Origin of the sequence: Tahibacter soli, from assembly GCF_025717065.2 — a bacterium.
Taxonomy (GTDB): Bacteria; Pseudomonadota; Gammaproteobacteria; order Xanthomonadales; family Rhodanobacteraceae; genus Tahibacter; species Tahibacter soli.
The window spans coordinates 287,110-309,145 of the sequence record NZ_JAOVZO020000017.1; the positions used below are offsets into that span (position 1 = coordinate 287,110).

Below are 22,036 nucleotides of genomic sequence, written 5' to 3' on the forward strand. Positions count from 1 at the left end.
ATAAGCCCCGGGGCGGGGCGCAAGGGCGCGAAGGATACGGCAAACCCTGCTGCGGTGCAGCAGGGGCCGTACCTTCCGGTTCAGCAGCCGTCGGGGCGGCGAGGAGCGCCGCCCCGAGCGGATTTACAGCAGCGGAATCAAGAGCAGCGCGACGATGTTGATGATCTTGATCAGCGGATTGACGGCCGGGCCGGCCGTGTCCTTGTACGGATCGCCGACCGTGTCGCCCGTTACCGCCGCCTTGTGCGCGTCGGAACCCTTGCCGCCGTGATGGCCGTCCTCGATGTACTTCTTGGCGTTGTCCCAGGCGCCGCCGCCGGTCGTCATCGAGATCGCGACGAAGAGGCCGGTGACGATCGTGCCGATGAGCAGGCCGCCGAGCGCCTGCGCGCCGGCCTGGGCGCCGCCGATCCACTTGAAGCCGAATACGACGACGATCGGCACGAGCACCGGCAGCAGCGACGGAATCATCATTTCCTTGATCGCGGCCTTGGTCAGCATGTCGACCGCGCGCGAATAGTCGGGCTTGGCCTTGCCTTCCATGATGCCGGGGATGTCGCGGAACTGGCGGCGCACTTCCTCGACCACCGCGCCGGCCGAGCGGCCGACCGCCTCCATCGCCATCGCGCCGAACTGGTACGGAATCAGGCCGCCGATCAGGAGGCCGATGATCACGTACGGATTCGACAGGTCGAAACGGAAGTCGGCGATGCCGAGGTGCACGTTGAGGTTGTGCGTGTAGTCGGCGAACAGCACCAGCGCCGCGAGGCCGGCCGAACCGATCGCGTAGCCCTTCGTCACGGCCTTGGTCGTGTTGCCGACGGCGTCGAGCGGGTCGGTCACCGCGCGCACTTCGGGCGGCAATTCGCTCATTTCGGCGATACCGCCGGCGTTGTCGGTGATCGGACCGTACGCGTCGAGCGCGACGATCATGCCGGTCATCGACAGCATGGCCGTGGCGGCGATCGCGATGCCGTACAGGCCGCCGAGCGTGAACGCGCCCCAGATCGACGCGCACACCGCGAGCACCGGCAGCGCGCACGACTTCATCGAAATGCCGATGCCGGCGATGATGTTCGTCGCATGCCCGGTGACCGACGCTTTCGCCACGTCGCGCACCGGCTTGTACTCGGTCGCGGTGTAGTACTCGGTGATGACGACCATCGCCGCGGTGAGCGCCAGGCCGATCAGCGCGCAGCCGTAGATCTTGCCGGCGCCGACCGTCGCGCTCGCCATCAGCGCCGTCGTGATCGGATAGAACGCGATCGCCGCGAGCACGCCCGAGACGATCACGCCGGCGTACAGCGCGTTCATGATCTTCGCGCCGGGCTTGGTCTTGACGAAGAACGTGCCGATGATCGACGCGATGATCGATACGCCGCCGAGCAGCAGCGGATACAGCGCGGCGGTCGCGGCGTCGACGCCGATCTGCGCGGCCATCACGCCGCCGAGCAGCATCGTCGCGATCACCGTCACGGCGTAGGTTTCGAAGAGGTCGGCGGCCATGCCGGCGCAGTCGCCGACGTTGTCGCCCACGTTGTCGGCGATCACGGCCGGGTTGCGCGGATCGTCCTCGGGAATGCCGGCTTCGACCTTGCCGACGAGATCGGCACCGACGTCGGCGCCCTTGGTGAAGATGCCGCCGCCAAGGCGCGCGAAGATCGAGATCAGCGACGAGCCGAATGCGAGGCCGATCAGCGCATGCAGCGCTTCGTTGACCGGCACGCCCATCTTGAGCAGCACGTAGTAGTAGCCGGCGACGCCGAGCAGGCCCAGGCCGACCACGAGCATGCCGGTGATCGCGCCGCCGCGGAACGCGACGTCGAGCGCCGCGCCGATGCCCGAGCGCGCGGCCTCGGCCGTGCGCACGTTCGCGCGAACCGAGATGTTCATGCCGATGTAGCCGGCGAGGCCGGAGAGGATCGCGCCGATCGCGAAGCCGATGGCCGTCCCCCAGTTCAGCGCGAAGCCGATCACGACGAGCAGCACCGCCCCGACGACGCCGATGGTTGCGTACTGGCGGTTCAAATAGGCGCGCGCGCCTTCCTGGATCGCCTGGGCGATCTCCTGCATCCGCTCGTTACCGGCCGGTTTGGCAAGAATCCAGCGTATCGACCACACCCCGTAAACGATCGCCAGCACAGCGCAAACCAAGGCGATCAGCAAGCCGTTCTGTTGCAGCATCGAACTCTCCCATCGTCACGAACGCACGCATCAAGGCAGACCCTGAGCCTGCCGGCAGGAGCGATGGGTGTTGCGCTACTTTCCGGGCACGAACACACCTCGCGTCCGTACGACCTTCCCCCGGTCGTGCGGACCTGCGGCAATCTCAAGCGGAAGTACAGCAGACCAACGCGCCGAGTATGCCAGCGTTTCGCGATTGTGGTTTTTGCGCTGCAAAAGGCCGCCGCGGTACGGCGGCGGCCGGCGCGCGGCCCGCGCCGCGCGCTTTGTCCACGAAGGGAAAAGCGGTTACTTGTCGGCGATCTTGTACTCGGGCAGCTTCTTGGCCACCAGCACCTTCTTCATGCGCGCGTACTTCGGCAGGCCGTCCTTGCCGTACGGCGGATACGCCTCGCCGCGGATCAGCGGCTCGAGGTAGCGGCGCGCCGCGTCGGTGATGCCGTAGCCGTCGCGGCTGATGTAGTTCTTCGGCAGCTTCTTCTCGTGGTTGGCCACCTTCGACAGCGGCGCCGACTCGATTTTCCAGCGATACGGCGCGTCCGACGTGCGTTTGATCACCGGCATCACCGCGTTCTTGCCCGCGAGCGCGAGCTCGACCGCGGCCTTGCCGACGGCGGTGGCGTGCTCGTAGTCGGTCTGCGACGCGATGTGGCGCGCCGAACGCTGCAGATAGTCCGGCAGCGCCCAGTGGTACTTGTAGCCGAGCTTGGATTTGACGAGCTGCGCGAGCACCGGGGCGAGGCCGCCGAGCTGGCTGTGGCCGAACGCGTCGCGCGTGCCGGCTTCGGCGAGGAACTCGCCGGCCTGGTTCTTGAGCCCTTCCGACGCGATCACCGTGCAATAGCCGACGCGTTCGACGGTCGCCTTCACCTTCGCGAGGAAGGCCTCCTCGTCGAACGCGACTTCCGGAAACAGGATCAGATGCGGCGGCTCGTCGGCGTTCTTGCCGGCGAGGCCCGCGGCCGCGGCGATCCAGCCGGCGTGGCGGCCCATCACTTCCATGATGAACACCTTGGTCGACGATTCGGACATCGATTCGACGTCGTAGCCGGCTTCGAGGATCGACAGCGCCGTGTACTTGGCGACCGAACCGAAGCCCGGGCAGCAGTCGGTGACCGCCAGGTCGTTGTCGACCGTTTTCGGCACGCCGATGCAGTTCACCGCGTAGCCGAGCGCCTTGCCGACCTGCGACACCTTGTGCGCGGTGTCGGCCGAATCGTTGCCGCCGTTATAGAGGAAGTAGCGCACGTCGTGCGCGCGCAGCACGTCGATCAGGCGTTCGTACTGTTCGCGGTTCTGCTCGAACGACTTGAGCTTGAACCGGCACGAGCCGAACGCGCCGCCCGGCGTGTGGCGCAGCGCGGCGATCGCCGCAGCCGATTCCTTGCGCGTGTCGATGAGTTCTTCGCGCAGCACGCCGATGATGCCGTTGCGGCCGGCGAGCACCGGCACGCCGGCGGCGCGCGCGGTTTCGATCACCGCGGCGGCGGTGGCGTTGATGACGGCGGTGACGCCGCCGGACTGCGCATATAGCAACTTGCCCTGACTCATGACGAAAACTCCGTGCGCCGGGTTGTACCCGGTGTGGCTGATACGACCAAGGTCCGATGCGCATCGTCCGGCCCGGGGCGCGAGGCGCGATCCGGCGGCGGAACGAGGCTTCCTGGCTGCGTCCGACATGACGGTTGTTTGACTAACCGGGTGCCTGCCGCTAGCTTTGCCGAACAGTCTAACCCAGCGCTGCGGCCCCGCCGCGGCCGAAAACAACGAGCAACGTCGGCGTCGCGCGCGCGACTGCCGCCCGACCGCGTCGGGCGGTCACAGGCGCGGAACGAGCCCCACGCGGACGATGCGAGCGATATTTCATCATCGAGGTAGTCGTCCATCATGCGTATCGTCCTACTCGGGGCGCCGGGCTCAGGCAAGGGAACCCAGGCCGCCATGCTCAAGGTCGAACTCAACATTCCGCACATTTCCACTGGGGATCTTTTGCGCGCCGCCGTCAAGGCCGGCACGCCGCTCGGTCTCAAGGCGAAGGAAGTGATGGATGCGGGGCACCTGGTCTCCGACGAGATCGTGCTCGGCATGCTCGAGGAGCGCCTGGAACAGGCCGACGCGCGCGCCGGCTTCATACTCGACGGCTATCCGCGCAACCTCGTGCAGTGCGAAGCGCTCGAGGCGCTGCTTACGCGCCTGCGCCAGCCGGTCGACGTCGCGCTGCAGCTCGTCGTGCCGAACGAGATGATCGTCGAGCGCCTCGCGGGCCGCGCCGCCGCCGAAGGCCGCAAGGACGACACGCCCGAAACCGTGCGCAAGCGCCTCGAGATCTACGAGCAGCAGACCGCGCCGGTCGCCGGCTACTACGAAAAACACGGCAAGCTGACGGTGCTCGACGGCGTGGGCGAACTCGGCGACGTGTTCCAGCGCATCCTTTCGGCGTTGCCGCGTCAGGCCGCATAAATAGTTCGGCGGGCTCTAGTCGCTGCGCTTGCGAATCAGCAGGCGCAGCGCCGTCCCTTGCGTTTCCTCACCGATCAACCCATGTCCGACGCGCTGGCAGTGCGCCGTCACGTCGATCAGCGCGTGCGGGTCGTCGGCGACGAGGCAAATTGTCGCACCCGGCTGCGCATGGCGCAGCGCGCCGCGCAGCAGGCGCAGCGGTTGCGGACAGACGAGGCCGCGCGCGTCCACCAGAATGTCGTAGTCTTCGCCGCGCACGGACATCGGGCGTCGCCGTCTTTGGAATCGTAATGCGTGAATTGCTCCAGATCCTACGCGATATCCTGACGTTCAAGCGCGGCCCGCAGGATCTGCCGTACGCGCCGAACCTGACGATCGCCTCCGTCGTCGCCGTCCTCCTGATCCCGCTCGCGGTCAGCGTGCTGTTCGGCGACAAGCCGCTGTCGCAGACGCTGCCGCGGCTCATCGTGACGAACGCGGTGCCGATCGGCCTGATGTATCTGCTGCTGCACGCCCGCGGCTTCAACAGCCGCTTCATGCAGACGCTGCTCGCGCAGACGCTGACCAGCATCGTGTTTCTCGCGCTCGCCGCGCCGCTCCTGTGGATGCTCGGCGACATCTCGCCGGAATCCACGCGCCTGATGCGGCCCGAACAGGCGCTGCCGGGGCTGCTGTTCCTCGTCGCGGCGATCTGGAAACTCTGCGTCGAGGCGCACATCCTGCGCCACTCGCTCGACGTGCCGTTCTTCGCCGGCATGCTCGTGACGATCCTGATCGGCATCGCCAACGTCATCGTGCTGGCGGCGCTGTTCGGCGAGCGCGCGGCGTCCGCTGCGGGAGTCTAGCGATGCACGTTCACATCCTCGGCATTTGCGGCACCTTCATGGGCGGCGTCGCCGCGCTCGCGCGCGAGCTGGGCCATCGCGTGGAAGGCTCGGACGCGAACGTCTATCCGCCGATGAGCACGCAGCTCGCCGAACTCGGCATCGAACTCAAGTCCGGCTACAGCGCCGCGCATCTGACGCCGGCGCCGGAACTCGTCGTCGTCGGCAACGCGCTGTCGCGCGGCAACGCCGCGGTCGAGCACATGCTCGATACGCGCATGGCGTACATCTCCGGCCCGCAGTGGCTCGGCGAAAACGTGCTGCGGCAGCGCCGCGTGTTCGCCGTCGCCGGCACGCACGGCAAGACCACGACGACGGCGATGCTCGCCTGGATCCTCGACGCCTGCGGTCGCGCGCCGGGTTTTCTCGTCGGCGGCGTGCCGCAGAATTTCGGGGTCTCGGCGCGGCTCGGGGCGAGCGACGACTTCGTCATCGAGGCCGACGAATACGACACGGCGTTCTTCGACAAGCGCTCGAAGTTCGTGCACTACCGGCCGCAGATCGCGATCCTCAACAATCTCGAATTCGACCACGCCGACATCTTCGCGAACGTCGGCGAGATCCAGCGTCAGTTCCACCACCTCGTGCGCTGCGTGCCCGGCAACGGGCGGCTCGTCGTGAACGCCGAGGACGCGCGTCTCGCGCAGGTGCTCGCGCAGGGCTGCTGGACGCCGGTCACGCGTTTCGGCATCGACGAGGGCGACTGGCAGGCGCGGCTCGAGCGCGCCGACGGCTCGGCGTTTCGCGTCGTGCACGCCGGCGTCGAACGCGGCGCGGTGCGCTGGAACCTCATCGGCCGCCACAACGTGATGAACGCGCTCGCGGCGATCGCCGCGGCCGATGCGGCCGGCGTCGACGCGGCGGCGGCGATCGCCGCGCTCGCGCGGTTCGACAGCGCCAAGCGCCGGCTCGAGCGCGTCGGCGAGCACGGCGGCGTCGCGGTCTACGACGATTTCGCGCATCACCCGACCGCGATCGCGACGACGCTCGCGGGACTGCGCGCGAAGGTCGGCCAGGCACGCGTGCTCGTCGGCATGGAGCCGCGTTCGAACTCGATGCGCGACGGCGCGCACGCGGACGAACTCGCGCCGTCGTTCGCCGACGCCGACGCCGTGGTGTTTCTCAAGCGCCCGGAACTCAAGTGGGACGCCGGCCGCGTGACCGACGCGCTGGACGGCCGCGGCCGCACCGCCGCGAGCGTCGACGAACTGCTGGCCGAACTCGTGGCCGCGGCGCGGCCGGGCGACCACGTCGTGTTCATGTCCAACGGCGGTTTCGAGAACGCGCCGCGGCGCTTCGTCGATCTTCTGCGCGCGCGGCGCTGACGCTCGCGCGAGGCCGGCGACTGTGTCTACACTCGGCGCCGTGGCGCTCGACGACATCCCGTTGTTTCCGCTCAACACCGTGCTGTTTCCGGGCGGTTCGCTCGCGCTGCGCATTTTCGAGCCGCGCTATCTCGCGCTCGTGCGCGACTGCACGAAGAACGGGCAGGGCTTCGGCGTCTGTCTGATCCTGTCCGGCACCGAAGCCGGGCTGCCGGCGGCGCCGGCCGCGGTCGGCACGCTCGCGCGCATCGACGACTTCTACACCTTGCCCGACGGCCTGCTCGGCATCCGCGCGAGCGGCAGCCGCCGTTTTCGGGTCGCGCATTCGCGCGTGCGCGACAACGGGCTCGTGCACGGCGAAGTGGCGTGGTGGCCGGACGAACCGGTCGTGCCGGTGCCGCCCGAGCACGGTCTGCTCGCGACGATCCTCGAACGCCTGCTCGAACGCGCCGGCGGCGAACACGCACGCGCCGAGCGCGCACGATTCGACGACGCGAGCTGGGTCGGTTTCCGGCTGGCCGAGTTCCTGCCGCTTGAAATGTCCGAGCGGCAGCACCTTCTACAGTTGTCCGACCCGCTCGCGCGGCTCGATGCGCTCACGCGCTGCATTCCGCGGTTCCAGTCGGCGTGACCCGAACAAGTACAAAGGTAGAGCCATGAAATACTTGCATACGATGGTGCGCGTGCGCGATCTCGACGCGTCGGTGAAGTTCTACTGCGACGCGCTCGGCCTCGTCGAAGTGCGGCGCAAGGACTATCCGCAGGGACGCTACACGCTCGCGTTCCTGTCGGCGCCGGAATCGCCCGACGCCGAAATCGAACTGACGTACAACTGGGATGCCGAGGACTACGGCGGCGCGCGCAACTTCGGCCACCTCGCGTTCGCGGTCGACGACATCTACGCGGCGTGCGAACGCCTGCAGGCACACGGCGTGACGATCAATCGGCCACCGCGCGACGGCCGCATGGCGTTCGTGCGTTCGCCCGACCTGATCTCGATCGAGCTGCTGCAGAAGAACGGCTCGCTCGAACCGCGCGAGCCGTGGGTGTCGATGCCGAACACCGGCAACTGGTAGATCGCTGCGACAGCGCCCGTTAGGACAGCGCCTGCTCGAGGTCGGCGATCAGATCGTCGACGTGTTCGACGCCGACCGACAGGCGCAGCAGATCCGGCGGCGACACCGGATGCGGTCCTTCGATCGACGCGCGGTGCTCGATCAGCGATTCGCAGCCGCCGAGGCTCGTGGCGTTCGTGACGAGTTTGAGTTTTCCGGCGACGGCGAGTGCGGCGTCGCGCCCGGCGTGCGGTTGAAAGCTCAGCATCGCGCCGAAATCGCGCATCTGCCGCGCCGCGATCGCATGGCCCGGATGCGACGCGAGGCCGGGATAGTGCACCGCCGCGACGCGCGGATGCGCCGCGAGAAACGCCGCGATGCGCCGCGCGTTCGCGCAATGCCACGCCATGCGCGCCGGCAGCGAGCGCAGGCCGCGCAGGATCAGCCACGCGTTGAACGGCGACAGCACCGCGCCGGTGATGTGCCGGCGGTGGAACACCGCCTCGTGCAGCTCGTCCGAGCGGCCGAACACGAGCGCGCCGCCCATGACGTCGCTGTGGCCGCCGAAATACTTCGTCATCGAATGCATCACGACGTCGGCGCCGAGCGCGAGCGGCTGCTGCAGTGCCGGCGTCGCGAACGTGTTGTCGCACGCGACGATCGCGCCGTGGCGATGCGCGAGATCGGCGATCGCGCCGATGTCGGCGACTTGCAGCAGCGGGTTCGACGGCGTTTCGAGCCAGACGCAGCGCGTGTTCGGACGGAGCGCGGCGGCGACGGCTTTGAGATCGCCCATGTCGACGGCGCTCGCCTCGAGGCCCCGCTGCGGCAGAAACTCGCGCGCGAGTTCGCGCAGGCCGGTGTAGCAGTCGGACGGCAGCAGCACGTGCGAGCCGGCCGGCAGCGATTCGAGCAGCGCGTTCATCGCGGCCATGCCCGACGCGAACGCGAGCGCCGCGCGCCCCTGCTCGAGCGAGGCGAGCGCGGTTTCCAGACGCGTCTGCGTCGGATTGCTTTCGCGCACATATTCGTAGCCGGCCTGGCGTTCGCCGGCCGGGCCGTGGCGGAACGTCGTCGCCAGGTGCAGCGGCGGCGACAGCGCGCCGGTTTCGGCGTCGGGCTCGGCGCCCGCATGTACGGCCTGGGTTTCGAAACGCATCGGCGTGCTCCTGGCAAAGTCGAACGGGCAGTGTGCGATGCCGGTGCGCGAGCGCGCAAAGGCCATCGATCATCGTCGCATTAGAGCCATGTGCGGCGCTGCCGCATAATCGGCGTTCTTTCCCCCACGCCATGGAACCGTCGTGACCACGTCCGCCGCCACGCAAGCCCTGCTCGCCAACGCCGATCGCTACTACGTGCCGGTGTATCGGCCGCGACGCATCGTGCTGGCGCGAGGCGCCGGCTCGCGCGTGTGGGACAGCGAAGGCCGCGAGTACGTCGATTTCGCCGCCGGCATCGCCGTGTGCGGGCTCGGCCACGCCGATCCGGAACTCGTCGCGACGCTCGTCGAACAGGCCGGCAAGCTGTGGCACACGAGCAATATCTTCGTCAGCGAACCGCCGCTGCGGCTCGCCGAAGAACTCGTCGCGGCGTCCGGCTTCGCCGAGCGCGTGTTCCTGTGCAACTCCGGCGCCGAGGCGAACGAAGCGGCGATCAAGCTCGTGCGCCGCTGGGCCGCGGCGCAAGGCCGCGGCCCGGATCGCCGCGTGATTATCACGTTCCAGGGTTCGTTCCACGGCCGCACGCTCGCGGCGGTCACCGCCACCGCGCAGCCGAAATACCAGGAAGGCTACGAGCCGCTGCCGGGCGGTTTCCGGTACTGCCCGTACAACGATCTCGCCGCGGTCGAGGCGGCGATGGCGACCGGCGATGTCGCGGCCGTGCTGGTCGAGCCGATACAGGGCGAAGGCGGCGTGCTGCCGGCCGCGCCGGGATTCCTCGCGGGGCTGCGCGAACTGTGCGATCGCCACGGCGCGCTGCTGGCGCTCGACGAAATCCAGAGCGGCATGGGCCGCACCGGCAAGCTGTGGGCGTGGCAGTGGGATAACGCGAAACCCGACATACTCACGCTCGCCAAGGCGCTCGGCGGCGGTTTTCCGATCGGCGCGATGCTGGCCGGCGAGAAGGTCGCGCAGACGCTGCAGTTCGGCGCGCACGGCACGACGTTCGGCGGCAATCCGCTGGCGGCCGCGATCGCCCGCGTCGCGCTGCGACGGCTCGATTCGGCGGACATTCGCGCGAATGTCGAACGGCAGTCGGCCGCGTTGCGCGCGGGGCTCGAAGCGATCGATGCCGATTTCGGCGTGTTCCGCGAAATCCGCGGACGCGGGCTGATGCTCGGCGCCGTGCTCGCCGAACGTCTCGCCGGCAGGGCCGGCGACGTGCTCGACGCCGCGGTCGCGCGCGGCCTGCTGTTGCTGCAGGCCGGCCCGGATGTGCTGCGCTTCGTGCCGGCGCTGAACATCGGCGACGCGGACGTCGCCGAGGGCCTGGCCGTGTTGCGCGAGGTGCTGAAAGACCTCGCCTAGTTCTTTGCGACGCGCAGCGATTCGCGCGCGGCGTCGAACGTCGCGGCGATGACGCCGTCATCGTGCGCGCTCGACACGAATCCGGCCTCGAACGCGGACGGCGCGAGATACACGCCGCGTTCGAGCATCGCCTGGAAGAAGCGATTGAACAGCGCCGTGTCGCACGCGGTCGCCTGTGCGAACGTTTCCACTTTTTCCGACGTGAAGAACAGGCCGAACATGCCGCAGACGCGGTTCGTGGTCATCGACACGCCGGCCTCGAGCGCGATCGCCGCGAGGCCGTCGGTGAGCACGCGCGTCTTGCGGTCGATTTCGGCGTAGAAACCCGGCGTCTGGATCAGTTCGAGCATCGCCAGGCCCGCGGCCATCGCCACCGGATTGCCCGACAGCGTGCCGGCCTGATAGACCGGGCCGCTCGGCGCGATCAGCCGCATGATCTCGCGCCGGCCGCCGTACGCGCCGACCGGCATGCCGCCGCCGATGATCTTGCCGAACGTGGAGAGGTCCGGCGTGATGCCGTAGTGCGCCTGCGCGCCGCCGAGCGCGACGCGAAAGCCGGTCATCACCTCGTCGAAGATCAGCAGCGCGCCGTGCTTCGTGCACAGGTCGCGCAGGCCTTGCAGATATCCGTCGCGCGGCAGGATGCAGTTCATATTGCCGGCGACCGGCTCGATGATGAGGCCCGCGATGTCGTCGCCGGCTTCGGCGAACAGTTTTTCGGCGGCGGCGAGATCGTTGTACGGCAGCGTCAGCGTGAGATCGGCGAGCCCGGACGGCACGCCCGGCGACGTCGGCACGCCGAAGGTCAGCGCGCCGGAACCGGCCTTGACGAGAAACGCGTCGCCGTGGCCGTGATAGCAGCCCTCGAACTTCACGATCTTGTTGCGGCCGGTGTAGCCGCGCGCGAGGCGGATCGCCGCCATCGTCGCCTCGGTGCCCGAATTGACCATGCGCACCATATCCATCGACGGCACGAGGCGCGTGACCGTTTCGGCCATCGTCACCTCGGCCGCGCACGGCGTACCGTACGACAGGCCGTTCTGCACGGCGCGCTCGACCGCGGCGCGCACGTGCGGATGGTTGTGGCCGACGATCATCGGCCCCCACGAACCGACGTAGTCGACGTAGCGCTTGCCTTCGACGTCCCACAGGTACGCGCCGTCGGCGCGCGCGGTAAAGAACGGCTCGCCGCCGACCGACTTGAACGCGCGCACCGGCGAGTTCACGCCGCCAGGCATGAGGTGCTGCGCGCGCTGGAACAGTTCGTGATTCGTAGTCATCGTGGCATCCGCTCAGGTAAACAAAGACTGGAACCGCTTCGCCGCCGCGCGCACGTCGCGCGCGCCGAACACGGCGGTGATCACGGCGACGAGATCGGCGCCGGCGTCGATCAACGGGCGCGCATTGTCCGGCGTGATGCCGCCGATCGCCACTCGCGGCACGCCGAGCGCCGCCGCTTCGCGCAACAGGGCGGTCGTCGCCCGGCGCGCGTGCGGCTTCGTCGCGGACGGATAGAACGCGCCGAACGCGACGTAGTCGGCGCCGGCCGCGACGAGTCCACGCGCGCGATCGATGGCGTCGTAGCACGAGACGCCGATGATCGCGCTTGGGCCAAGCACGGCGCGGGCGGCGGCGACATCCCCGTCGTCTTCGCCCAGATGTACGCCGGCCGCGCCGACGGCGTGCGCGAGCGCCACGTCGTCGTTCACGATGAAACCGACGCCGCGCGCGGCGCACAGTCGCGCGAGCGCCTGCGCCTCGTCGCGGCGGCGCGCATCGTCGGCCGTCTTGTCGCGGTACTGCAGCAGCACGGCGCCGCCGGCGAGCGCGGCATCGGCGGCATCGACGAGATCGGCGCGCGGACCGTCGGTGATCGCGTACAGGCCGCGGCGCGCAAGCAGAGGGTGGGGCACGGGCGATTCCGCCGGAGAAACGCCGAGTTTAACCGCTCGGTCGTTCGTGCCGGGTGCGTTGAACCGTCCACGGCCGGGCTGCGACAATGCGCGTCTTCCGTTTTTCTTGCGAGCCGACATGTCTCCAGCCGATTCCGCGGCGGGCGCCGACGCCCCGTTCCGCACCTTCATGTGCGTCGTTTGCGGATTCATCTACAACGAAGCCGAAGGCTGGCCGGGCGACGGCATCGAAGCCGGCACGCGCTGGGACGACGTGCCGGAAACCTGGACGTGCCCGGACTGCGGCGTGACGAAATCCGACTTCGAGATGATCGAAATCGGCTGAGCAGGCCGATGGTTCGTCCTTGCGGTTTTTTCGAGCCGCTCAGTTGATCCGCAGCGTCTCGGCCGAACAGCTGATCAGCTGGCTCATCACCGTTTCGGCGTCCTCGGCCTGAGGCGCGAGCGCGAGATAGCGCTTGAAATCGTCACGCGCCGCGAGCGTGTGGCCGAGTTTCAGGTACAGGTTGCCGCGCTCGCGGTATTCGCTGACGGCAAGCGGATCGAGCGTGAGGACGCGGTCGGCGCAACGCACCGCCTTGTCCCACGCGGCGCGCTCCTCGTAGCCGATCCGCAGGTTGCGCAGCATCCGCGCGACGATGGCGCGATGGCTGGCCGGTTCGAGCAGGTTGGCGAGGCGTTGATCGTCGACGTCGCGTGCGGCCAGTTCGCTGCGTGCGCGACGCCGCAGTTCCGGCAGGTCGAGCGTGCGTCCGCGGTGGAACGGGTCGAGCACGACGATGCCCTCGTCGAGCGGCAGGCACACGAGAAAATGCCCGGGAAACGACACGCCCTCGAGCGGCAGGCCGAGCCGCTGCGCGAGCGTGATCTGCACGACCGCGAGCGAAATCGGATTGCCGAGGCGGCGATCGAGCACTTCGTTCAGATAACTGTTGCGCGGATCGAAATAGTTGCGCTCGTCGCCGGCGAAGCCGAGTTCGCCGAACAGGAACGCGTTCAGGCGGGAGAGACGGGCGGTGTCCGAGTCGGCGCGGCGAAATTCGGCGTCGAGGCGGTTGCAGTAGTCGTCGATACGGCGTTCGTAGTCGGACGTCGACAACTCGGGGTATTCGTCCTTGGCGATCAGAAGCGATGCCGAGAGCAGGGAAATTTCACGATCGGGAGCTTGCTGCAAACGGAGCCAGGGATCGTTCATGCGACTACTCCGGGGCCTTGGATCGATGGTAACCCAACCGGACAACCGTGCCACTATCGATCGCCACCATTGCGCCATAAAGACGTCATGGCCGCTCCCGCAGCCGCTGGCCTAATGGCCTCGTGCGGGCAGCCGGCGCCGCGACCCAGAGACGCCGGCAGATGCCCGCCGTCAGCAGGAGTGGTGTCGTGAAACAATTCGTTCCGGTGTGCGACGAAGACTGGTCGGACGCGATGTCGGCCGGACTGGTGCCGGTGCCTTACCAGCCCGGCGTGCGTTGTTTCCATGCGCTGCGCGAGGCGGTCGCGGAAGGCGAGCCGCACCGGGCGCCGCTCGCGCCGACGGCCGTCGAGGCGATCCGCGCAGTATCGATCGCGCGCTGAATCGGCGAACTAGCGGTGAATGTCGAGCTTGTCGCCCGGCTTGACGCCGAGTTTCGCGGCCTGGCCGGCGTTGAGCTCGAGCACGTACATTGCAGGTCCCGCGCTCGGATAGGTCGAACACGGGTCGGCCTTGCACGGCGGGACGTTCTGCTGCACCGAAACCAGGCGCTGCTGCTTGTCGAAAAACAGCATGTCCAGCGGAATCAACGTGTTCTTCATCCAGAACGCGAGCGGCATTTCCGCCGGGAACGTGAACAGCATGCCGTGCTCCTTGCCCATGCGTTCGCGGAACATCAGGCCTCTGGTGCGCGTCTCGTCGTTGTCGGCGAGCTCGACGATGAAACGATGCTCCTTGAGCATGACGTACGAAACCGCCTGGGCGTGAAGATTCGAGCAGGCGGCGAGCGCCAAGGCGCCTAGCGCGCGGATAACACGGGTGGACATCGGGGTTCCTGTGATCAAGTGGCTTGAAGGGCGCTGCGTCGATGCTGTTCGACGAGCCGCGCGAGCGCGCTGAAATGGTCGGGCGACATGTCGTAGAACTCGACGCCCACGCGCCCGTTGGCGATGTGCTGAACGAGGACGTCGGCGGCAAAGTCGGGCTGGCCGGGAAAACTCAGAACGAGGAGTACGCGCGTACCGGTCGCCAGCGGCTGACCCGGAACCTCCTCGAGCATCGCTCCGTTCAGCGACAGATCGAAAACGCGCCCCGGCGAACCGGTCGAACCGCTTTGCAGGGTGTAGGTGCCCGACGTCGCGAAACGGGGCTCCTGGCGGCGCTCGTCGTACAGCTCGCCCATACAGTCTTTCACCGAGGTCCTTGAGATCGTCCGGATGCTAGCACAGGCCTTTGCGGCGTCCCGTGCGACCTGTCCGATCTGCGGGGCTCCCCGGCCCGCGCGCGTGCGAGCTTTCTATGCGCGAGAGAGGTTCGCCTGCCGCGCTCGGGTCTCTTGCGCGAAGATCGAAAAAACTTTGCCCGAACCCCTTCCCATTCCCGACACGGCTCAGTATGATTCGCGCCCCTTCGCTGAGACGGCAACGTTGAGGCGGCGGGGAGGGGCAGGAAGCTCTGTGGTTGGCATCTGGGTTCGGTGGAAAAAAGATCGAATTTGGGTGTTGACGGAAACGAAAAGGGATGTAAGATAGCGGGCTCGGTTGAACGAAATGTTCGCCGCCGCGGGGCCGGAAGGTTCCGCACCGCAACGAGATCTTTGACAGTGTGCGCAGGTGACTTGTGTGGGCGCCTTGGGTGGACGTAGTCCATCGATACACAAGGCGTCCGAAAAGCAAGCATGCATATGCAAGCTAGATGGACCCTGAGATAAGTTTGACGTAAGTCAGAAGATCTAACTGAAGAGTTTGATCCTGGCTCAGAGTGAACGCTGGCGGCAGGCCTAACACATGCAAGTCGAGCGGCAGCGCGGGGGCAACCCTGGCGGCGAGCGGCGGACGGGTGAGGAATGCATCGGAATCTACCCTGTCGTGGGGGATAACGTAGGGAAACTTACGCTAATACCGCATACGACCGAGAGGTGAAAGTGGGGGACCGCAAGGCCTCACGCGATTGGATGAGCCGATGCCGGATTAGCTAGTTGGTGGGGTAAAGGCCCACCAAGGCGACGATCCGTAGCTGGTCTGAGAGGATGATCAGCCACACTGGGACTGAGACACGGCCCAGACTCCTACGGGAGGCAGCAGTGGGGAATATTGGACAATGGGCGCAAGCCTGATCCAGCCATGCCGCGTGTGTGAAGAAGGCCTTCGGGTTGTAAAGCACTTTTGTTCGGGAAGAAATCAGTTCGGCTAATACCTGGGCTGGATGACGGTACCGAAAGAATAAGCACCGGCTAACTTCGTGCCAGCAGCCGCGGTAATACGAAGGGTGCAAGCGTTACTCGGAATCACTGGGCGTAAAGCGTGCGTAGGCGGTTAGTTAAGTCTGCTGTGAAAGCCCTGGGCTCAACCTGGGAACTGCAGTGGATACTGGCTGGCTAGAGTGTGATAGAGGATGGTGGAATTCCCGGTGTAGCGGTGAAATGCGTAGAGATCGGGAGGAACACCAGTGGCGAAGGCGGCCATCTGGATCAACACTGACGCTGAGGCACGAAAGCGTGGGGAGCAAACAGGATTAGATACCCTGGTAGTCCACGCCCTAAACGATGCGAACTGGACGTTGGTTGCAACTTGGCAATCAGTGTCGAAGCTAACGCGTTAAGTTCGCCGCCTGGGGAGTACGGTCGCAAGACTGAAACTCAAAGGAATTGACGGGGGCCCGCACAAGCGGTGGAGTATGTGGTTTAATTCGATGCAACGCGAAGAACCTTACCTGGCCTTGACATCCACGGAACTTTCCAGAGATGGATTGGTGCCTTCGGGAACCGTGAGACAGGTGCTGCATGGCTGTCGTCAGCTCGTGTCGTGAGATGTTGGGTTAAGTCCCGCAACGAGCGCAACCCTTGTCCTTAGTTGCCAGCACGTAAAGGTGGGAACTCTAAGGAGACTGCCGGTGACAAACCGGAGGAAGGTGGGGATGACGTCAAGTCATCATGGCCCTTACGGCCAGGGCTACACACGTACTACAATGGTCGGTACAGAGGGTTGCGAAGCCGCGAGGTGAAGCCAATCCCAGAAAACCGATCCCAGTCCGGATCGGAGTCTGCAACTCGACTCCGTGAAGTCGGAATCGCTAGTAATCGCGAATCAGCAATGTCGCGGTGAATACGTTCCCGGGCCTTGTACACACCGCCCGTCACACCATGGGAGTTGGTTGCTCCAGAAGTAGGTAGTCTAACCGCAAGGGGGACGCTTACCACGGAGTGGTCAATGACTGGGGTGAAGTCGTAACAAGGTAGCCGTATCGGAAGGTGCGGCTGGATCACCTCCTTTCGAGAACGACGAAGCCCATACCAAGGCGTCCACACAAGGCACCTGCATCCAGAATAAGAGCCCGACGAGAGTCGGGGCTCCGTTAGACGGGGCTGTAGCTCAGCTGGGAGAGCACCTGCTTTGCAAGCAGGGGGTCACCGGTTCGATCCCGGTCAGCTCCACCAACCAGCGAACGGCGCGCGAGCGTCGACTAAGACATTTGGGTCTGTAGCTCAGGTGGTTAGAGCGCACCCCTGATAAGGGTGAGGTCGGTGGTTCGAGTCCTCCCAGACCCACCATTCTGGATGTAACTGCGCACACGAATTTAAAGCAACGCGACGTTGAGGTCGCGGTGCGTTCTTTGACAACTTGGGATGTGAACAAGCGTTTGGGACTCAGTCGAGTCACCAAGACGTGTCGTTGAGGCAAGTAGGCGAAATATCCAGGAGTTTGATCGATTCCGAGGCAACTTGGAGTTATATGGTCAAGCGACTAAGCGCATACGGTGGATGCCTTGGCAGTCAGAGGCGATGAAGGACGTGGCAGCCTGCGAAAAGCATCGGGGAGTTGGCAGCAGACATTGATCCGATGATGTCCGAATGGGGAAACCCACTCAGCAATGAGTATCCTCACCTGAATATATAGGGTGAGGAGGCGAACCCAGGGAACTGAAATATCTCAGTACCTGGAGGAAAAGAAATCAACCGAGATTCCCCAAGTAGTGACGAGCGAACGGGGAACAGCCCATAAGCACACGATGTTCTAGCGGAACAGTCTGGAAAGGCTGGCCATAGAAGGTGATAGCCCGGTACGCGAAAGGGCATCGTGGGTGAAATTGAGTAAGGCGGGGCACGTGAAACCCTGTCTGAACATGGGGGGACCATCCTCCAAGGCTAAATACTCCTGACTGACCGATAGCGAACTAGTACCGTGAGGGAAAGGCGAAAAGAACCCTGGTGAAGGGAGTGAAATAGAACCTGAAACCGTATGCGTACAAGCAGTGGAAGCCCGCAAGGGTGACTGCGTACCTTTTGTATAATGGGTCAGCGACTTACATTTTGTGGCGAGCTTAACCGTCTAGGGTAGGCGAAGGGAAACCGAGTCTGAATAGGGCGCATAGTCGCAAGGTGTAGACCCGAAACCGGGTGATCTAGCCATGACCAGGGTGAAGGTCCGGTAACACGGACTGGAGGCCCGAACCCACTCCCGTTGCAAAGGTAGGGGATGAGTTGTGGCTAGGAGTGAAAAGCTAATCGAACCCGGAGATAGCTGGTTCTCCTCGAAAGCTATTTAGGTAGCGCCTCACGTATCACTGCTGGGGGTAGAGCACTGTTATGGCTAGGGGGTCATTGAGACTTACCAAACCATTGCAAACTCCGAATACCAGCAAGTGTCAGCGTGGGAGACACACGGCGGGTGCTAACGTCCGTCGTGAAAAGGGAAACAACCCAGACCCGCAGCTAAGGTCCCAAAATCATCGCTCAGTGGAAAACGATGTGGGAAGGCATAGACAGCCAGGAGGTTGGCTTAGAAGCAGCCACCCTTTAAAGAAAGCGTAATAGCTCACTGGTCGAGTCGGCCTGCGCGGAAGATTTAACGGGGCTAAGCGATGTACCGAAGCTCGGGGTTTACTCGCAAGAGTAAGCGGTAGAGGAGCGTTCCGTAAGCCTGCGAAGGTGGATCGTAAGGTCTGCTGGAGGTATCGGAAGTGCGAATGCTGACATGAGTAACGATAAGGGGGGTGAAAAGCCTCCCCGCCGAAAGCCCAAGGTTTCCTCGCGCAACGTTCATCGGCGCAGGGTGAGTCGGTCCCTAAGGCGAGGCTGAAAAGCGTAGTCGATGGGAAGCCGGTTAATATTCCGGCACCTGACTGTAGTGCGATGGGGGGACGGAGAAGGCTAGGTGTACCGGGCGTTGGTTGTCCCGGGGAAAGGCGGTAGGCGTTGAGAGTAGGCAAATCCGCTCTCATTTACGCCGAGCACCGAGACGAGCTCTTTGAGCGAAGTCACTGACGCCACGCTTCCAGGAAAATCCTCTAAGCTTCAGCTACGGTCAGACCGTACCGTAATCCGACACAGGTAGGCAGGGTGAGAATCCCAAGGCGCTTGAGAGAACTCGGGTGAAGGAACTAGGCAACATAGCACCGTAACTTCGGGAGAAGGTGCGCCCAGAACTGTGGCAACACGCGTTGCTGAGCAGTTTTGGGCCGCAGTGACCAGGCCGCTGCGACTGTTTATCAAAAACACAGCACTCTGCAAACACGTAAGTGGACGTATAGGGTGTGACGCCTGCCCGGTGCTGGAAGGTTAATTGATGGGGTCAGCCGCAAGGCGAAGCTCTTGATCGAAGCCCCAGTAAACGGCGGCCGTAACTATAACGGTCCTAAGGTAGCGAAATTCCTTGTCGGGTAAGTTCCGACCTGCACGAATGGCGTAACGACAGCGGCGCTGTCTCCACCCGAGACTCAGTGAAATTGAAATCGCTGTGAAGATGCAGCGTTCCCGCGGCAAGACGGAAAGACCCCGTGAACCTTTACTATAGCTTTACACTGAACGTTGAGTTCGTCTGTGTAGGATAGGTGGGAGGCTTTGAAGTGCCGGCGCTAGCTGGCATGGAGCCAACGTTGAAATACCACCCTGATGTGCTTGACGTTCTAACCTGGATCCGTAATCCGGATCGGGGACCGTGTATGGTGGGTAGTTTGACTGGGGCGGTCTCCTCCCAAAGAGTAACGGAGGAGCTCGAAGGTACGCTCAGCGCGGTCGGACATCGCGCACTGTGTGCAAAGGCATAAGCGTGCTTGACTGCAAGATCGACGGATCAAGCAGGTACGAAAGTAGGACTTAGTGATCCGGTGGTTCTGTATGGAAGGGCCATCGCTCAACGGATAAAAGGTACTCCGGGGATAACAGGCTGATACCGCCCAAGAGTTCATATCGACGGCGGTGTTTGGCACCTCGATGTCGGCTCATCACATCCTGGGGCTGTAGTCGGTCCCAAGGGTATGGCTGTTCGCCATTTAAAGTGGTACGCGAGCTGGGTTCAGAACGTCGTGAGACAGTTCGGTCCCTATCTGTCGTGGGCGTTGGAGATTTGAGAGGGGCTGCTCCTAGTACGAGAGGACCGGAGTGGACGTATCTCTGGTGTTCCGGTTGTCACGCCAGTGGCACTGCCGGGTAGCTATATACGGAAGCGATAACCGCTGAAAGCATCTAAGCGGGAAGCGCGCCTCAAGATGAGATCTCCCGGAGCTCAAGCTCCCTGAAGGACCCAGGTAGACTACCTGGTTGATAGGTCGGGTGTGTATCGCAGTAATGCCGAGCTAACCGATACTAATGATCCGTGCGGCTTGATCATATAACTCCAAGCTGCTTCGCTTCGTCTCAACTACACGTCGAGACTGCGATCCCAACTCTGTTCACATCCCAAGTCCCAATGCCGGGCAGTGCGCTTCTTTTACGGCGCAAGCCCCAACGTCTCCCTGGCGGCCATAGCGGTTTGGTACCACCCGATCCCTTCTCGAACTCGGAAGTGAAACGAACCCGCGCCGATGGTAGTGTGCATCCGCATGCAAGAGTAGGTCACTGCCAGGGCCTTACAACTACAAGGCGCTCTCCATCGGAGAGCGCCTTGTGCTTTTAGCGGCTCAAAAACAACAACGGTGTTCCGCGCGCGCTCGATCGCATGATCTGCGCGAGCGATCCGGCATGAGGAACGAGTTTATACAAAGCACCAATCTTGCGATTGGTGCTTTTTGCTTTTATGGTTCTCGAAAAGAGCCCGCGCACGCGAAAGTCCGTGGAATCCGCTCGACGCTTCGGTCACCGCTGTTTCACTACCGAAGCAAGGTGTCGTTCGTATACGAAAACGTGCCGTTGACGGACGTTCGCACCGAAACGTGCGTCTTTGCCCGCGCCCCGACTCGAGGGGGCGGCTAGTCTACGAGCCTCTTCGTGGCGAACGGCGTCGCCGTTCTTCAACGGCAGGAATACGGATGAACTCTTTCTCGATTCGAAATGGCGCCCCCATCGCTGAGCTGTCCGCCGCGCTTGCCGGCGCTGCGCACGCGCAGACGGCGAACTGGACGGTCGTCGGCGGCCAGAACCCGGTCGTGCCGATGGCGCCGATGCAGGCAGCCGGCGACCGCGCGATCGAGTCGGCCGGCTGGACCGACGGCGGCAGCCGCTGGGGCTTCTGGACGTCGCAGGCGCCCGATGCCGGCTAGTGGACGCGCCAGCGGAACGGCACGCTGCAGCGCTTCATGGCGTTGGGTGTTACCGGCACGACCGGACCGGGTCGCGTCGGCGTCGAGTCCGGCCATACGTTCGCACAGCGTTTCGACGACGCGTACGACGGCGGCATCGACGGCAAGCGTGCGTTCCTCGCGCGCGCAGGCGCGGCGAACGCGTACACCGACGGCGCCTGGCTATGGGACGGCGTGCGCAACATCGAAATCGCGCGCTCGCCGGCGACATCGGCGATTTTTCGCCGCACTGGAGCGGCGCGGCGTTCTCGAGCTTCGTCTGGGAATCGCTCGACGCCGCGGGTCGCCACGTCACATTCAGCGCGTTCGTGAACACCGCCTCGGGCAGCCGAGTCGGACTTTGGCGCGCAGGCTCGAGCGCAGGCCCGCAACCGGTAGCCATTCTCGGCGACACCGGCGCCTATTCGCCCGGCGGCGGACTGACCTGGACCGACCTGTACGAACGCACGATCTTGGCCGGCGGCGACATCGCGCTGATCGCGCGTACGTCCGACGGACAAGTCGCCCTGTGGCTGCCGTCCGAAGGTCGCGCGCCGGAAAGGCTGCTCGCCACCGGTCAGGCGGTCGGGGTGCCGACGGCGTCGGGCACCGCACAGGCGGCGATCGCAACAATCGCAACGAGCGGCGGCGCGATCGCCGCGCGTTCGGGGAGCGGCGCCGACACGTGGGCCGGCGCCGACGGTTCGGTGCTGCTGCGCGTGACGACGACGCCGAGCTACGACACCTTGTGGATCGCCGCGAAAGCCCGCGATCGAATTTTCCAGGACGGCTTCAAAGACTGACGAGCCGTCGGTCGCATCCGACGAAAACAAACCGGTGACGAAAGTTTCAACGAATCGGTAACGACGGCGATATCGCCGTAGCGACGCGATTTTCGCGCGATAGAGTACGTACGTTCGCCGCCGCCGCGCACAGCCGACGGCACACCGCGAATCCCGTCATCGCAGCCACGACTTCGGCGCATACGTGCCGGCGTC

19 protein-coding genes, 2 tRNA genes and 3 rRNA genes are annotated in these 22,036 nt (G+C 64.9%); 15 read left to right on the top strand and 9 right to left on the bottom strand.

Annotated elements, in window-relative coordinates:
* Nucleotides 1-123: 123 nt before the first annotated feature.
* Entirely contained in the window at nt 124-2,184 is a 2,061-nt protein-coding gene (locus OD750_RS12460) for a sodium-translocating pyrophosphatase (RefSeq protein WP_263545562.1), read from the bottom strand.
* Between the two features lie 288 nt (nt 2,185-2,472).
* Nucleotides 2,473-3,735, bottom strand: coding sequence for a 6-phosphofructokinase (locus tag OD750_RS12465; RefSeq protein ID WP_263545563.1), 1,263 nt, complete (start codon nt 3,733-3,735; stop codon nt 2,473-2,475).
* Nucleotides 3,736-4,071: 336 nt separating this feature from the next.
* Here OD750_RS12465 and OD750_RS12470 point away from each other — a divergent pair, with 336 nt between their 5' ends.
* On the top strand, nt 4,072-4,644 hold the full coding sequence (locus OD750_RS12470) for an adenylate kinase (RefSeq protein ID WP_263545564.1): 573 nt from the start codon (nt 4,072-4,074) through the stop codon (nt 4,642-4,644).
* A 15-nt stretch (nt 4,645-4,659) separates the two neighbouring features.
* On the opposite strand, the gene OD750_RS12475 is transcribed toward OD750_RS12470, so the two are convergent.
* A complete protein-coding gene (locus OD750_RS12475) occupies nt 4,660-4,908 on the bottom strand; it encodes a sulfurtransferase TusA family protein (RefSeq protein ID WP_263545565.1) in 249 nt (82 codons plus the stop codon).
* Nucleotides 4,909-4,934: 26 nt separating this feature from the next.
* On the opposite strand from OD750_RS12475, the gene OD750_RS12480 reads away from it, so the two are divergent.
* From OD750_RS12480 to OD750_RS12495, 4 genes are read left to right on the top strand one after another with little or no spacing between them, the layout of a single operon-like run.
* A complete protein-coding gene (locus OD750_RS12480; RefSeq protein WP_263545566.1) occupies nt 4,935-5,489 on the top strand; it encodes a hypothetical protein in 555 nt (184 codons plus the stop codon).
* 2 nt (nt 5,490-5,491) lie between these two features.
* Entirely contained in the window at nt 5,492-6,853 is a 1,362-nt protein-coding gene (gene mpl / locus OD750_RS12485; protein ID WP_263545567.1) for a UDP-N-acetylmuramate:L-alanyl-gamma-D-glutamyl-meso-diaminopimelate ligase, read from the top strand.
* A gap of 22 nt (nt 6,854-6,875) precedes the next feature.
* Complete coding sequence (locus OD750_RS12490; RefSeq protein WP_263545568.1) at nt 6,876-7,484, top strand: LON peptidase substrate-binding domain-containing protein; 609 nt, start codon at nt 6,876-6,878, stop codon at nt 7,482-7,484.
* A 25-nt stretch (nt 7,485-7,509) separates the two neighbouring features.
* Complete coding sequence (locus tag OD750_RS12495; RefSeq protein ID WP_263545569.1) at nt 7,510-7,929, top strand: VOC family protein; 420 nt, start codon at nt 7,510-7,512, stop codon at nt 7,927-7,929.
* A gap of 19 nt (nt 7,930-7,948) precedes the next feature.
* Here OD750_RS12495 and OD750_RS12500 read toward each other — a convergent pair whose 3' ends face one another.
* Nucleotides 7,949-9,067 carry a trans-sulfuration enzyme family protein gene (locus OD750_RS12500; protein WP_263545570.1) on the bottom strand — a complete coding sequence of 373 codons (1,119 nt, stop codon included), beginning with the start codon at nt 9,065-9,067 and terminating at the stop codon, nt 7,949-7,951.
* A 142-nt stretch (nt 9,068-9,209) separates the two neighbouring features.
* Here OD750_RS12500 and OD750_RS12505 point away from each other — a divergent pair, with 142 nt between their 5' ends.
* Nucleotides 9,210-10,436 carry an acetylornithine/succinylornithine family transaminase gene (locus OD750_RS12505; RefSeq protein ID WP_263545571.1) on the top strand — a complete coding sequence of 409 codons (1,227 nt, stop codon included), beginning with the start codon at nt 9,210-9,212 and terminating at the stop codon, nt 10,434-10,436.
* On the opposite strand, the gene hemL is transcribed toward OD750_RS12505, so the two are convergent.
* Nucleotides 10,433-11,716 carry a glutamate-1-semialdehyde 2,1-aminomutase gene (hemL, locus tag OD750_RS12510; RefSeq protein ID WP_263545572.1) on the bottom strand — a complete coding sequence of 428 codons (1,284 nt, stop codon included), beginning with the start codon at nt 11,714-11,716 and terminating at the stop codon, nt 10,433-10,435. The two genes, OD750_RS12505 and hemL, sit on opposite strands and share 4 nt — an antisense overlap.
* Before the next feature lie 12 nt (nt 11,717-11,728).
* A complete protein-coding gene (thiE, locus tag OD750_RS12515) occupies nt 11,729-12,349 on the bottom strand; it encodes a thiamine phosphate synthase (protein WP_263545573.1) in 621 nt (206 codons plus the stop codon).
* 118 nt (nt 12,350-12,467) lie between these two features.
* Here thiE and OD750_RS12520 point away from each other — a divergent pair, with 118 nt between their 5' ends.
* A complete protein-coding gene (locus OD750_RS12520) occupies nt 12,468-12,674 on the top strand; it encodes a rubredoxin (RefSeq protein WP_263545574.1) in 207 nt (68 codons plus the stop codon).
* Nucleotides 12,675-12,713: 39 nt separating this feature from the next.
* Here the strand turns inward: OD750_RS12520 and OD750_RS12525 are convergent, their stop codons facing one another.
* Nucleotides 12,714-13,544: a SirB1 family protein gene (locus tag OD750_RS12525; RefSeq protein ID WP_263545575.1), complete on the bottom strand. Its 831-nt coding sequence runs from the start codon at nt 13,542-13,544 to the stop codon at nt 12,714-12,716.
* A 188-nt stretch (nt 13,545-13,732) separates the two neighbouring features.
* On the opposite strand from OD750_RS12525, the gene OD750_RS12530 reads away from it, so the two are divergent.
* The gene (locus OD750_RS12530; RefSeq protein WP_263545576.1) at nt 13,733-13,927 is read left to right on the top strand and encodes a hypothetical protein; all 195 of its coding nucleotides are present in this window, start codon (nt 13,733-13,735) and stop codon (nt 13,925-13,927) included.
* Between the two features lie 9 nt (nt 13,928-13,936).
* On the opposite strand, the gene OD750_RS12535 is transcribed toward OD750_RS12530, so the two are convergent.
* Together OD750_RS12535 and OD750_RS12540 are read right to left on the bottom strand one after the other, a co-directional pair.
* Nucleotides 13,937-14,371, bottom strand: a complete 435-nt coding sequence (locus tag OD750_RS12535; protein ID WP_263545577.1) for a DUF192 domain-containing protein — start codon at nt 14,369-14,371, stop codon at nt 13,937-13,939.
* A gap of 14 nt (nt 14,372-14,385) precedes the next feature.
* Entirely contained in the window at nt 14,386-14,727 is a 342-nt protein-coding gene (locus OD750_RS12540) for a PilZ domain-containing protein (RefSeq protein WP_263545578.1), read from the bottom strand.
* Between the two features lie 550 nt (nt 14,728-15,277).
* Here OD750_RS12540 and OD750_RS12545 point away from each other — a divergent pair.
* The 7 genes from OD750_RS12545 to OD750_RS12575 all read left to right on the top strand — a co-directional run bounded on the left by OD750_RS12545 (nt 15,278) and on the right by OD750_RS12575 (nt 21,841).
* Nucleotides 15,278-16,816: ribosomal RNA gene (locus OD750_RS12545) — 16S ribosomal RNA — on the top strand.
* Between the two features lie 88 nt (nt 16,817-16,904).
* Nucleotides 16,905-16,980: transfer RNA gene (locus OD750_RS12550), tRNA-Ala, on the top strand.
* 37 nt (nt 16,981-17,017) lie between these two features.
* A tRNA-Ile gene (locus OD750_RS12555) sits at nt 17,018-17,094 on the top strand.
* A gap of 183 nt (nt 17,095-17,277) precedes the next feature.
* Nucleotides 17,278-20,152, top strand: a 23S ribosomal RNA gene (locus OD750_RS12560).
* 123 nt (nt 20,153-20,275) lie between these two features.
* A 5S ribosomal RNA gene (rrf, locus tag OD750_RS12565) occupies nt 20,276-20,388 on the top strand.
* The 16S, 23S and 5S rRNA genes sit together here with 2 tRNA genes alongside, the layout of an rRNA operon.
* 401 nt (nt 20,389-20,789) lie before the next feature.
* Nucleotides 20,790-21,020 (top strand): hypothetical protein, encoded by a 231-nt coding sequence (locus OD750_RS12570; RefSeq protein ID WP_263545579.1) that lies wholly within the window; start codon nt 20,790-20,792, stop codon nt 21,018-21,020.
* 203 nt (nt 21,021-21,223) lie between these two features.
* Nucleotides 21,224-21,841: a hypothetical protein gene (locus OD750_RS12575; protein ID WP_263545580.1), complete on the top strand. Its 618-nt coding sequence runs from the start codon at nt 21,224-21,226 to the stop codon at nt 21,839-21,841.
* Nucleotides 21,842-22,036: the final 195 nt, after the last annotated feature.